The 13,108-nt window shown below is 63.9% G+C and carries 7 protein-coding genes; 3 read left to right on the forward strand and 4 right to left on the reverse strand.

The window, feature by feature from the left end:
* Nucleotides 1-52 precede the first annotated feature (52 nt).
* A complete protein-coding gene (gene porU2, locus OIS53_RS02180) occupies nt 53-4,627 on the forward strand; it encodes a putative type IX secretion system sortase PorU2 (RefSeq protein ID WP_264680754.1) in 4,575 nt (1,524 codons plus the stop codon).
* Between the two features lie 253 nt (nt 4,628-4,880).
* Here porU2 and OIS53_RS02185 read toward each other — a convergent pair whose 3' ends face one another.
* The 3 genes from OIS53_RS02185 to OIS53_RS02195 form a co-directional block, all read right to left on the reverse strand.
* Entirely contained in the window at nt 4,881-5,366 is a 486-nt protein-coding gene (locus tag OIS53_RS02185) for a dihydrofolate reductase (protein ID WP_264680755.1), read from the reverse strand.
* Nucleotides 5,367-5,411: 45 nt separating this feature from the next.
* Nucleotides 5,412-6,356, reverse strand: coding sequence for a methionyl-tRNA formyltransferase (gene fmt / locus OIS53_RS02190; protein WP_264680756.1), 945 nt, complete (start codon nt 6,354-6,356; stop codon nt 5,412-5,414).
* Between the two features lie 111 nt (nt 6,357-6,467).
* Nucleotides 6,468-7,709 carry an exo-beta-N-acetylmuramidase NamZ family protein gene (locus OIS53_RS02195; RefSeq protein ID WP_264680757.1) on the reverse strand — a complete coding sequence of 414 codons (1,242 nt, stop codon included), beginning with the start codon at nt 7,707-7,709 and terminating at the stop codon, nt 6,468-6,470.
* Nucleotides 7,710-7,755: 46 nt separating this feature from the next.
* Here OIS53_RS02195 and OIS53_RS02200 point away from each other — a divergent pair, with 46 nt between their 5' ends.
* Nucleotides 7,756-8,970 (forward strand): ABC transporter permease, encoded by a 1,215-nt coding sequence (locus tag OIS53_RS02200; protein ID WP_264680758.1) that lies wholly within the window; start codon nt 7,756-7,758, stop codon nt 8,968-8,970.
* A gap of 182 nt (nt 8,971-9,152) precedes the next feature.
* Complete coding sequence (locus tag OIS53_RS02205) at nt 9,153-12,200, forward strand: T9SS-dependent choice-of-anchor J family protein (RefSeq protein ID WP_264680759.1); 3,048 nt, start codon at nt 9,153-9,155, stop codon at nt 12,198-12,200.
* 119 nt (nt 12,201-12,319) lie between these two features.
* Here OIS53_RS02205 and OIS53_RS02210 read toward each other — a convergent pair whose 3' ends face one another.
* On the reverse strand, nt 12,320-12,997 hold the full coding sequence (locus tag OIS53_RS02210) for a peptidoglycan DD-metalloendopeptidase family protein (protein ID WP_319805471.1): 678 nt from the start codon (nt 12,995-12,997) through the stop codon (nt 12,320-12,322).
* Nucleotides 12,998-13,108 lie beyond the last annotated feature (111 nt).

The raw sequence follows: 13,108 nt of genomic DNA on the forward strand, positions 1-13,108 counted from the left end.
GAGGTTGTTTTTAGTTCGTACATATTAAGTTGATTTCAAGCAGTTACTCTCGATGAAACACCACTACCGCATCTTACGCGGGCTGCTACTGGCTCTGCTACTGGGGATGGGCGCGCAGGCGCAGGCGCAGGCGCAATCGGGGCCGCACGGCAACGAGTGGATTGTGCCTGGCCAGCAGTACTATAAGATTAAGGTAGCCCGCGACGGGCTCTACCGCCTCGACTACAACTACCTAACCCAGGCCGGCATCAGCGGCGTGAGCCCGCAGCAGCTGCAGCTGTGGCGGCGGGGCCGGCAGGTAGCCATCCACGTGGCCGGCAATCAAACCGCCCTCGATGCCAGCACGGTCATCGAGTTCTACGGCCAGCGCAACGATGGGGAGCTGGACCGGGACATGTTCCTGGTGCTCGGCGACCAGCCCCAGCCCTACTACAGCCTCTTCACCGATACAGCCTCGTATTTTCTGACCTGGTCGGCGGCCACCCCGGCCCGGCGCATGGCCCAGAGCAACGCCGCCGCTACGGCCCCGCACCCGCACCGCCTGCGCCAGTACCTGCGCGTGTTCAGCGACCAGTACAACGTCATCAACGACGAGTACAACGTGTACCAGCCCTGGGCCGAACGAGGCGAAGGATTTTTGGGAGGCCGCTTTGGCCGCTACTTCGCGGGCAATACTCAGCAGAATGAAACCTACACGCTGACCTTCGACTCGGTGCGGGTAGCGCCGGGCAGCACCCGCCCGGTGCAGGTCGACGTGCAGGTGGTGGGCCGCACCACGGGCCAGCACCGCACCGAAATCTACGCCGTGGAGCCGGGCGGCACTCAGCGCCTGCTCACCACCCTTACTTTCACGGACTTCGACTTTGTGCACCGCCGCCTGGAGCTGCCGCTCACGGACGTGGCCGCGGACGGCAAGGTGTCACTGGTATTTAAGCCGACTGGCACGGGGAGCTTCCGCGTCGACCTGGGCGACCGGGTGAGCCTGGCCTACGCCCGCATTTCGTTTGCCCAGGCCAGCCAGTGGCCGCAGGGGCGCAGCCAGCTCCAGTTTGCCACCGACTCCACGCTGAGCGGTCCGGCCGCCTACCTACTGAACGACATTTCGGCTACGGTGCGCGGCTACGACGTTACCGACCCCTACGACGTACGGCGCGTAGAAGGCCAGCCCGGCCCCGCGGCCACGCAGCGCGGCTTCGCATTTGCCGATGCCGCCGGCCGCACCCGGCAGCTCCTGCTGGCCGACGTTGCCCGGGCGCTGGTGCCCACGCCCGCCCGCCGGGTGCAGTTCCGGCAGATTTCGCCGGCGGCCCATAATTTTCTGATTGTTACCAGCCGGGAGCTGATGAAGCCGGCCAGCGGCGTAGCCAACCCCGTGCGGGCGTACGCCGACTACCGGGCCTCGGTCGCTGGCGGCCGCTACGACACGCTCGTGGTAACCTCGGAACAGCTCTACGACCAGTTCCACTACGGCGAGTACTCGGCCGTTGCCATTCGGCAGTTTGCGGGCTGGATGCTGGCCAACAACTCCCGCGCCCAGTACCTGCTGCTGCTGGGCAAGGGCGTAGCACTACACGAGTCTCCCGTGCGCCGAGACCCAAATGGTTACCGGGACGGCAACGGGGAGGTAGTCCGCAACCTGGTGCCCGCCAGCACCCGTGGCGTTTCGGATATCTTCTTCACCGCCGACTGGAAAAACAACGGGTACGCGCCCCGTATGCCCACCGGCCGCATCTCGGCCAGGTCGCCGCAGCAGGTGCTCAACTACCTCAACAAGCTCCGGGAGCACGAAGCGCTGGGCATGGAGCCGTGGCGGCGCAATGTGCTGCACATGTCGGGGGGGCGAATAGACCCCAACGACCCTGATCAACGACAGACGTTTGCCGCTTACGTTGATCAATACGCTGAATTGGTGCGGAAGCCCCCGTTTGCCGGGAATGTTGTTAAAACGTACCGCCGAGCCGATTATCCGGGAAGTATACCGGGAGATGCCGTGCTGAACCTGGCACCCGACCTGAATGCGGGTGTCTCATTTATTTCCTACTACGGGCACGGTAGCCCCGTGCAGCTGGACTGGAGTATTGCCAGCATCAACAACCCGGCGAATGGCTACGCCAACAAAGGCAAGTATCCGGTGATGTACGTCAGCGGCTGCTCGGCCGGCCACGCGTTCCGGGCTGCCACTTCCTTCGGTGGTGAGGAGTTTCTGCTGGCTCCCGACAAAGGGTTTGTTGGCTTCCTGGCTAGCTCCGAGCTGGCATTTCAGCGGCAGCTCCACGACCTGCACCTGAAAATGATGGAGCTGTTGTTTGCCGACCCGCAGTGGTATGGCAAGCCCTTGGCCGAGGTGCAGCAGGAGGCCAGCCGCCGCCTGCAAGGCAGCATTACCCAGCCCAGCGTGGCCTCGGGTATGCTGATGATTACCGTGTGGCACGGCGACCCGGCCCTGAAGCTGTTTGCCCCGGCCAAGCCCGACTTCCAGACGGCCAATGGCCGCCTGCAACTCTCGCCCTCGGTGGTGCCGGCTACGGCCCGCAGCTTCGAGCTGCGGGTGGGCGTGAGCAACCCCGGCCGCATCACCACGGGCCCCCTGGAAATCCGGGTGACGCGCATGTACGGCTCCGGCCGCCCGGCTGAGGTGCTGCCGCTGTTCATTGCCCCCCAGGCCCGCCGCGACACGGTGTACACGATTACGATTCCTAACACCGGAAATGTACTGGGGCAGAACACGTTTACCGTGGAGCTGGACCCGCGCAACCAGCTGGATGAGCTGGACGAAACCAACAACCGCGCAACCCTCGACTATACCTTCCTCAACGGCGGGGTGCTGGCGCTGAGCCCGCCGGAGTTCGGTATCGTGCCAAATAATACGGTGCGCCTGGTGGGGCAGGCAACAACCCTGGCCGCTCCCAGCCGCGAGTATGAAATGGAGCTGGACACGGTGCAGACCTTCAACAGCCCCTTGCTGCGCCGCACCACGCTCACCGCCACGCTGACGCCCGAGTGGGCGCCTACGCTTCCTGCGGTGGCTGGGCGCGACAGCGTGGTGTGGTACTGGCGTTTGCGCTTCCGCACGCCCCAGCCCGACGAAAATGCCAACTGGGCTACCAGCTCTTTCCGGGTGCTTGCGGGCCGCCGTGGTGGCTGGTCGCAGAGCCACGTGGGGCAGCTGCGCCGCACCGAGCGGAGCAACGTGGAAGTGGCCGTGCCCGGTGGGCAGTGGTCGTTTGCGAATGGGGCCCAGGAAGGCACCATCACCTCGCCGCGCATTGGGCCGGCCCGGCGGTGGGAAACCCTCTACCATACCATCCGGCCTGGTAGCGGCGGCACCTATACGTTGCGCCTGCTGGGCATTGACACGCTCGGCAACGTAACGGTGCTGAACTCCAACGTAACCAGCCGCGCCTTTAGCCTGAGTAGCGTGTCGGCGCGGGAGTACCCGTATGTGCAGCTGCAAGCCGTGGTGAGCAGCACCGGGGCCGTGCCCCCGCAGCTGAAGCAGTGGCTGATTACCTACCAGGGCGTGCCCGAAGGCATAGTGCGCCGCGAGGCCGTAACGGCCACTAACCCCACCGCGTACGACGCCGCCACGCTGGCCAAGCAGGTTGCCGACCGGGGCCAGCTGACGCTGCCAGTCAGCTTCCAAAACGCGGCCGACTTTGACTTCACCGACCCGCTGGTGGCCTACGTGCTGGTGCGCAACGAAGCCGGCCAGCTGCGGGAGCAGTACGTGAAGCTGAGCGGCGGGGCCCTGGCGGCCAATTCTCAGCGCACCTACGAAGTGAAGCTGGACGTGCGCGGCCTGTTCGGCACGCTCACGGGCCACGTGATGCTGAACCCGCGCCGCCAACCCGAGCTGCACTACTTCAACAACGAGCTGGTGCTGCCGCCCTTCCAGGTTATCAACCGCGACACCCCGCCGGTGCTCGACGTAGCCTTCGACGGCCGCCACCTGCTCAACGGCGATATCGTGTCGGCCCAGCCGCTGATTAGTATGCAGCTGCGCGACGCCGACCGGCTGCGGCCCATGAAAGACAAAACTGCCTTCAACGTGTTCCTGACCCAGCCCGGCCAGACCACTCCCGTGGCCGTGGACCTGAATGCGGCCGGCATCCGCTTCGTGGCCGACTCGGCCCAGGGGCTGGCGCGCCTGGAGTTTCAGCCGGGCCACGCCGGGCCCCTGCCCAACGGCGTGTACACGCTGGAAGTGCAGGGCCGCGACGGGTCAGGCAATCTGGCCGGCTCGGAGCCTTACCGTATTACGTTCGAGGTAATTAATGAGTCGAGCATCACCAACGTGCTGCCTTACCCGAACCCGATTACCAGCAAGTCGAAATTCGTCTTTACCCTGACCGGCAACGAGCCGCCCCAGAACCTGAAGATTCAGATTGTAACCCTGACCGGCCGGGTAGTCAAGGAAATACTGCTCGATAGAGCGGCCCTGCGCATCGGCAGCAACATCACAGAGTACGCCTGGGATGGTACCGATGAGTACGGCGACCGGCTGGCCAATGGCACCTACCTCTACCGCGTTGTTCTGGATGACCCCGCCGGCAAGTTCGAGCACCGCGCCACCGCCGCCGACAAAGCCTTCAAAAAGAACTGGGGCAAGCTGGTGCTGCTTCGGTAGCTACTTTGTCATTGCGAGCCGGAGGCGAAGCAATCCGTCCTGGCCAAGGTGACAGGCTTGAACTCACTAAAAAGCCCCTGACGCTCGGTGCAAGCGTCAGGGGCTTTTCTTTGGCCTGGTGGATGGCCCACACCTAGAGAGTTCCGCGCACCGAGCGAAGCGGGACCGGGGATGCACGGGGCTTGCAGAGGTGGGATGCTTATCAACCTGAAAAGGACGGATTGCTTCGCCTCCGGCTCGCAATGACAGCAGGTTACCGCCGCCGCAGCGTTACGAAGCTGAAAGCGTAGGCGTGCTTGCCGTCGGGCTCGTGGCGCTGGCGGGATTCCTCGCGCCACTCGCCGGGGCCAAGGTCCGGGAACGTAACGTCGCCCTCGAAGGCATGATGCACTTCGGTCAGGTAAACCACATCGGTGGCGGGCAGCGCCTGGCGGTAGATTTCGCCGCCCCCAATCACAAATACTTCCTCATCCAGCGCCCGCGCCATTTCCAGGGCCTGCGGCACCGAGTAGGCCACCTGGCAGCCTTCCGCCTGCCACCCCTGTTGCCGCGTCACCACGATGTTGGTGCGCCCCGGCAGCGGCCGGCCGATGCTCTCAAACGTGCGCCGGCCCATAATAATTGGGTGGCCCAGGGTGAGCTGCTTGAAGTGCTTCAGGTCCTGGGGCAGGTGCCAGAGCAGGCGGTTGTCGCCTCCGATTACATTGTTATCGGCAGCGGCTACGACGATGGAAGTCATAAACAGAGGCTTGGAAGTGAAAATACCGCGTAGCCGAGCTTCGCATTACTGGTGTAGAGTCGCCGCGTTGAAGCCACGCAGAAACTCCGGTACGGGCATCCGCTTCTTGCCTTCCAGCTGCACGTCGAGCAGGTCGAGCAGGCCATGGGCGGTTTGGACGCGCAGGTAGGTACGGCCGTTGGTGTGCCAACTCCCCACGCCGCCGGGGCCGTTGGCCGTTTCCTCGTCAGCTGCGGGCCGGGCTTTGAATACTTTTAGGGTGCGGCCATCGGGCAGCTGGGTGAAGGCCGTGGGAATGGGGGAGAGGCCGCGCACCAGGTTGGCCAGGGCCAGGGCCGGCTGCGTGAAGTCGAGGCGGCCGGTTTCCTTGGTGAGCTTGGGGGCCGGCCGCAGCTCCGGCAGCTCCGGCTGCGGAATGCTGGGCGCCGTGCCGGCCGCAATGGCCTGCACCGTGCGCAGGGCCAGGGCCGCGCCAGCAATTTTCAGCTTCTCGTACAGGCTCCCAAAATCATCTTCCGGCGCAATGTCCACGGCGTCCTGGTAAATCAGGTTGCCGGTATCAATTTCGTGGCGCAGGAAAAAGCTGGTGACGCCGGTTTGGGTGTCGCCGTAGATGAGGGCCCAGTTGATGGGGGCCGCCCCGCGATACTGGGGCAGCAACGAGGCGTGAATGTTGATGGAACCCCGTGGCGGCATGTTCCACACCGCTTCCGGCAGCATCCGAAACGCCACAATCACCTGCAAGTCGGCGGCGTAGCTGCGCAGCTCCTCCTGAAACGCGGGGTCCTTCAGGTTGGTGGGCTGGAGCACGGGCAGGCCGTGGACCTCGGCGGCGGTTTTCACAGCCGAGCCTTGCAGCTGCCGGCCCCGGCCGGCGGGCTTGTCGGGCGCCGTTACCACGGCCACCACCTGGCATCCATTCCAGCTCAGCAAAGCTTTCAGCGTGGACACCGCAAACTCGGGCGTGCCCATGAAGATGATTTTTAGCATATGGGATGTCTCGCAGTGTTGCGCAGTGTAAAAACGCAGGGTTTCGCAGTGTTCAGGTGTCGTCAGCACACTGCGAAACCCTGCGCCACCACTGCGTAACACTGCGAGAAATTAACTTTCTGGGTACAGCAGGTACTTCTTCCGCAGCACTTTATATGCCTTTAGTCCTGGCTCCCACGAAGCCCGGATTTCGGCCTCCGACTTCCCGGCCATGACCTGCTCCCGCACCGAGCGGGTGCCGGTGAGCTGCTCGAAGTACTTGCCGAAGAACTTGTCCTTAGCAGTGCTTTGCTGGTAGAAGTCGATGAGATACTTCAGCGTGAAACCTACCTCATTGCCGGAACCCCGCAAATCCAGCCCGTAGCAAAGCTTGCCGTTTTGGGGCGGAGTGGGGGAGCCGGCGTTGGGGCGGGGCGTAAACGAGTAGGGCCGGGTGCTGGGCTGGGTGGGCGCCCCAATCACCTCGAAGGGCGAGTCGGTGCCGCGGCCGACGCTCACGTCGGTGCCCTCAAACAGGCAGACGCTGGGGTACAGGGCCACCGAATGAGCGTTGGGCAGGTTGGGCGACGGGCGCACGGGCAGCTCGTAACGGGTGGCGTGGGTGTAGCCCTGCACGGGTATCACCGTGAGGCGGCACTGCCGGCCTCCGGCCAGCCACTTCTCGCCGTTAATCATCTTGGCCAGCTCGCCCACCGTCAGGCCGTGCACCACCGGAATGGGGTGCATGCCCACGAACGACTTGTGTTGCGGCTCCAGCACGGGTCCATCCACGTACCAGCCGTTGGGGTTGGGCCGGTCCAGGATGATGACTTCTTTGTTATTCTCAGCTGCCGCCTCCATCACGTAGTGCATGGTGCTAATGAAGGTGTAGAAGCGCGTGCCCACGTCCTGAATGTCGAACACCAGCACGTCCACGTCCTTTATCATTTCCGGGGTAGGCTTTTTGGTGGCGCCGTACAGGCTCAGGGCCGGCAGGCCGCTGCGGGCGTCGCGGCCGTCTTTGATGGTGGCGCCGTCGGCGGCTTCGCCCCGGAAGCCGTGCTCCGGCCCGAAAATCACCTTCACGCCCACGCCCTGAGCCAGCAGCGTGTCCACCAGGAAGGCCCGGCCCACCCGCGCCGTCTGGTTGACGACCACGCCCACGCGCTTGCCTTTCAGCAAGGGCAGATAGGCGCCGAACTGCTCGGCGCCCACGCGCAGCGCGGCCGGGGCGGGCAGCACCACCTGGGGCGGCGAAGTGACGGTTTGGGGCTGCACAGTGGCCGCCGCCGGGCCCGACGACTGGGCGGGGCGCTGGCAGTCAGCAAATAAAAGAGCCAGGCCAAATAGGCCCAGGGAAGCAGGAAATGGCATCAGAAACGGGCTGGAAAACTGCGAGGGTTACCGTAGCTTTACGCCGGTGAACGTCTCGCGCTACATATCCAATAAGATTGACGGGGCCGACTCAGGTTCGTTTACCTCGTCGGTGACAAAGATAGCCATCATCAGCATTGCCATGGGGCTGGCGGTGATGGTCGTGTCGTTTGCCATTCTGGAAGGATTTCGCAACGAGATTCAGAACAAGATTTTCTCGTTCGGCGCCCACCTGCAAATCAGCAAGTACGACACCAACAACTCCCTGGAAGCGGCCCCCATTGCCGGGCCGCGCCTGGTGCAGGAACTGCGCCAGAACCCCCAAGTGCACACCATTCAGCCGTTTGCCCGCAAAACGGCCATCATCAAAACCAAGGAGGAAGTGCTGGGCGTGGTGCTCAAGGGCATCACCGAAGAAGCCGGCCGCTCGCCCATGCGCCAGAACCTGGTGGCCGGGCAGTTTCTGACCTTTACCGACTCGGCGGCCAGCAACGACGTGCTGCTCTCGCGCAAGGTGGCCGACAAGCTCCGCCTCCGGCCCGGCGACAAGGCCCTGTTTTATTTCATTCAGAACCCGCCGCGAGTGCGCCAGTTCACGGTGCGCGGCATCTACCAAACCGGCCTCGACGAGTTCGACGAGGCCTACGTCATCGGCGACCTGCGCCAGGTGCGGGAGCTGAACGCCTGGCCCGACTCCCTGGTGGGCGGCATGGAAGTAACCGTGCGCGACTTCAACCGCCTCGACCCCGTAGCCGACAACCTCTACGAAAGCCTGCGCTACGACCTCAAGCTAGACAAGATTACCGACCAGTACGCCCAGCTGTTCGACTGGCTGCAGCTGCTGAACCGCAACGTCATTATCTTTCTCATCCTCATCATCTTCGTGGCCACGTTCAACATGGTGGCCACCATTTTTATCATGATTCTGGAGCGCACCAACATGATTGGGGTGCTCAAGGCCGTGGGGGCCACGGATAACCAGATTCGGAGCATGTTCTTTTTCCGGGGCCTGAGCCTGACGGTGCGGGGCATGCTGTACGGCAACCTTATTGGGCTGGGCTTCTGCGCGGTGCAGTACTTCTTTCACCCCATTCCGCTGGACCCGGAAAACTACTACATGGACCGCGTGCCGATTTACTGGGACCCGTTCATTATCGTGGTGCTGAACGCGGCCACCTTTCTGACCTCCCTGCTGGCCGTGCTGATTCCGACCTACCTGATTGCCCGCATCAAGCCGGTGGTAGCCATCAAGTTCGACTAAGGACGTGGAGCCAGCCCGGAAGGATACCCTGCCACCGCAATGCCCACTGCAGCCTGAGCTGCGGTGGGCATTGCGTTTGGAACCCATTGGTAACACAACGGTAACCTACTGCCCGCCTTGCGGCGGTACTTTTGTATTTTCGAGTCTTAGAATCCCTCCACCTTTCACCTTTGCTTACCTGAATGAAAAACTCTACCCGTTTGTGGCCTACGCTGCCGGCTCTGCTGGCGGCGCTGGGCCTGAGCACCGGAGCTGCCGCGCAGGCCACCCTGCAAAACAGCCCGTACGTCGAAACCTTTGACGCCATTGGGACGGCCCTGCCCACGGGCTTCACGGTGCGCACCGGCGCCTCGGCCACAGCCCTGGGCACGGAAGCTACACTAACCGCAACGGCTACGCCGTGGAGCAATACTGCGGGCCGCTTCAGCAACTATGCTTCGGCCGATGGCCTGACCGATGCTGCCGACGCCACGGCCCAGGCGGCCTCCACCGACCGGGCCTTAGGCGTGCGCCAAACGGGGTCCTTCGGCGACCCCGGCGCTGCTTTCGTGTTCCAGGCAGCCAACACCACCGGCAAAACAGACTTTAAGCTGGAGTTTAAGCTACAGTCCCTGGACAAGGCTTCGGTTCGCACGACGACTTGGCAGGTAGATTACGCCACCGGCGCTGCGCCCACGGCTTTCCAAATCATCGGAAGTGGTACAACCCTGGGTGGTAGCACGTTTGCTAACAATCCCATCACCGTTGACTTCGGCAGCCGCCTGAACAACAGCACGGACCCAGTGTGGATTCGCATCGTGGCCCTGACGGCTTCGTCGGGCTCTGGCAGCCGCCCCACCACGGCCATCGACGATTTCTCGCTGAGTTGGCAGACGCCTGCTCCGGCCGCTCCGGCCCTCACGGTGCCTTCGGCGGCGCTGGCCTTCAACGGCCAGGCCATCAACACTACATCGGCCGCGCAAAGCTACCAACTGAGTGCCGTCAACCTTACGGCCGACGTAACGGTAACGGCGCCGGCCAGCTTCACGGTGTCGAAAGACAATACCACGTTCAGCCAGACTATCACCTTCACGCCGGCTGAGCTGGCTTCGGCCAAAACGGTGTACGTGCGGTTTGCGCCCACCGCGGTAGGGCCGGCCTCCGGCAATATCACGCATGCTACTACCGGGGCTACCACTCAGAACGTGGCCGTATCAGGCTCCGGCTTCGACCCGGCTAACCGCCTGTTCGACTTCGATAACTGCACCACCGGCCTGCCCGATGGCTGGACCCAGTTCAGCGTGCAGGGGGCCCAGGTATGGGGCTGCACGCCGTTTGGGCGCGACGCGGCCGACGCCTCTGGCAAGACCAATAAGCCCAACGGCTTGCAGATGAATGGCTTTGTGAGCGGCACCGGCAACCTTGCCAACGAAGACTGGCTGATTTCGCCGGCTTTCAACACCGCCGCCTTCACCATTCCGCTGCTGTCGTACTACAGCCGCACGGCCTTCAACGGGGCCCAGCTGCAACTGAAAGTATCGACCAACTACTCCGGCACGGGTAGCCCCACGGCCGCCGGTGTTACCTGGACCGACGTGTACGGCGCCTTCCCGGCCCAAGGCAGCGACACCTGGACGCTGACCGACAACGTGAACCTGTCGGCCTTCAAAGGCACGACCATGTACGTGGCCTTCGTGTACTCGTCGTCGGCGACGGAAAGTGCCCGCTGGACCCTGGACGACATCCGCCTGCGCGACGCCAGCGCAGCCCCGGCCCCGACGGTGGCCGCCGCGCCCGGCCTGGTTATTTTCGGCTACCAGGCCGAAAACACCAGCGGCACCCGCATCATCAACGCCTCGCTGCGCAACCTGACCGGCGACGTTACCATTTCAACCAACGGCGGCGCCTTCCAGGTGTCGAAGGACGGTACCACGTTCAGCAACAGCATCACCTACACCCCGGCCGAAGCCAACAACTCGGCTAAGCCCGTGACGGTGCGCTTCCGCCCCACAATTGCAAATTCCACTTTCGCCGGCGTGCTTACCGTAGCCACGGCCGGCGCTACCAGCGCCACGGTAAACCTGAGCGGCAACTCCTACAACGCCTCGGCCACGCTGGAAGTGGTGAACTGGAACATCGAGTGGTTTGGCGGCACGGGCACTAACCAGGGCCCCAACGACGAAGACAAGCAGCAGGCCAACGTAAAAAGCGTGTTGGCAGCGTTGAATGCCGACGTGTTTGCCTTGTCGGAAGTAGTGGACACCGTGCGCCTGGGCCGCGTGGTGCGCGAGCTGGGCGGCTACCGCTACAGCGTGTCGACGGCGGCCTCGGGTGGGGCCAGCAACTTTGGCACGGCCCAAAAGCTGGCCTTCGTGTATCGCCCCAGCGTGGTGCGCAACCCTACGTTCTCGGTGCTGCTGGAATGCCCCGGCCAAGCCACAACCTGTGACGCCTACGAAGCCTGGGCCTCGGGCCGCTTCCCCTACGCCATGGAGGCCGATGTGACCTTAAACGGCAACACCAGCCGCGTGGCCTTTGTGCTTATCCACGGCAAGGCCAACACTGCCCCGCTGCTGGAGTCGTACGACCGCCGCAAGAAGGGCGCTGAACTGCTCAAGGCCAAGCTGGACGCCGACTACGGCAACAAGAACGTCATCATCCTGGGCGACTTCAACGACGACCTCGACCAGACCATCACGGCCGGCATTGCTTCCCGCGAATCGACCTACAAAAACTTCGTGGATGATGCCGCTAACTACCGCGCCCTCACGCTGCCCCTAAGCCAGTCGGGCCAGCGCTCCACGGCTAGCTTCGGCGACATGATTGACCATGTAGTAGTGTCCAACGAGCTGGCGCCGAGCTACATTCCGAACTCGGCCGAGGTGCTAACGGCCGTAGCCGCTACCGTGGCCGACTACGCCAACACGACCTCCGACCACTACCCGATTCAGACCCGCTTCACTCCCGGCACCGTAACCGGCACCAGCAAGGCCGGGCGCCTCGCCCAGCGCCTCGTAGTGCAGCCCAACCCCGTGCACGGCGCCCTACGCCTGGAGCTGCCCACCCAGGCCGGCGAGCTGACCCTGCACGTCACGGCCACCGACGGCCGCGTGGTATTCGTGGGCCAGGGCCGCGCCGAGCAAGTCAACCAGCAGCTCAACCAACGGCTGGGTTCCTTCGGGGCGGGCCTGTACCTGGTGCGCGCCACCAGCGCCACCAGCACCTACACGGGTCGCTTCGTGAAAGACTAAGCGGTCTGTAGAGGTGAGAAAGTAGACCTGAGAAGTCAGGCTCCGGCTTGCTCCCTACGTGAAAAGCCCCGCTGCCGGTTGGCAGCGGGGCTTTTGGCATGTAACGCCGGGCTTCTGTGTCACAGCCAGCGGCTTTGCAAGATGAGGTTGGGGTCGGGGCAGAGGGCGGCCCATTTGTCGCGCTCCTCGGGCAGGGCCACGCCGGGAAAGTCGCCGGTCAGGCCCAGCATGTCGGCAATGACCTGGAAGTGAAGATGGGGCGGCCAGTCGCCGTTTTCGGGAGCGGGGCCGACTTCCGTGAACGTGTCACCTTTTTCGATGCGCATGCCGGGGCGCAGCAGCAGAGTTTCGCGGCGGCTCAGGTGGCCGTAGAGGGTGTAAAAGGGGGTGTCTTCGAGCTGATGTTCCAGAATGACCGTGGGGCCGTAGTCACCAAAAGAGGAGTTGTCCTGCACGCTGTGCACCACGGCGTCGAGTGGGGCCAGCACGGGCGTGCCGGCGCGCAGCCACACGTCTACGCCCAGGTGCAGGGAGCGGGCGGGCGCGCCGGGGTCGGGGCCGAACAGGCCGGGGCTGCGACGGTAGATGACGCGGTTTTCGAGGTAGCCGCCCACGCCGATATGGGCTTGCTGAGCGGCCAGCAGCCGGGCCACCAGCGCCTCGAAGGCGGCCGTGTCGCGCAGGTCGGCATCCTGAAGCAGGGAATTGTTAGCGGTGAAGTCCAGGCGGGCCACGTCGGGCGCGCTCAGGTCCACGGGCAGCACGGGGCCAAACTCGTGCTGGTGGCGTTCAAGCAAGTCTGCAAGCATAGAAAAGGACACGGTGGCCGCGGCGGCCAAACCGGGAAGGTGAGAAGGATGTTACCAGACGCTACCGGCACAACAGTTTGTACGTACAACCGGCGCGGC

The organism is Hymenobacter sp. YIM 151500-1 (assembly GCF_025979885.1).
In the GTDB taxonomy this organism is placed as follows: domain Bacteria; phylum Bacteroidota; class Bacteroidia; order Cytophagales; family Hymenobacteraceae; genus Hymenobacter.

Coding starts and splice junctions, on each gene's coding strand:
- fmt (WP_264680756.1), bottom strand. CDS start 6,356: ATGCTAAAAATCATCTTCATGGGCACGCCCGAGTTTGCGGTGTCCACG.
- OIS53_RS02205 (WP_264680759.1), top strand. CDS start 9,153: ATGAAAAACTCTACCCGTTTGTGGCCTACGCTGCCGGCTCTGCTGGCG.
- OIS53_RS02195 (WP_264680757.1), bottom strand. CDS start 7,709: ATGCCATTTCCTGCTTCCCTGGGCCTATTTGGCCTGGCTCTTTTATTT.
- OIS53_RS02185 (WP_264680755.1), bottom strand. CDS start 5,366: ATGACTTCCATCGTCGTAGCCGCTGCCGATAACAATGTAATCGGAGGC.
- porU2 (WP_264680754.1), top strand. CDS start 53: ATGAAACACCACTACCGCATCTTACGCGGGCTGCTACTGGCTCTGCTA.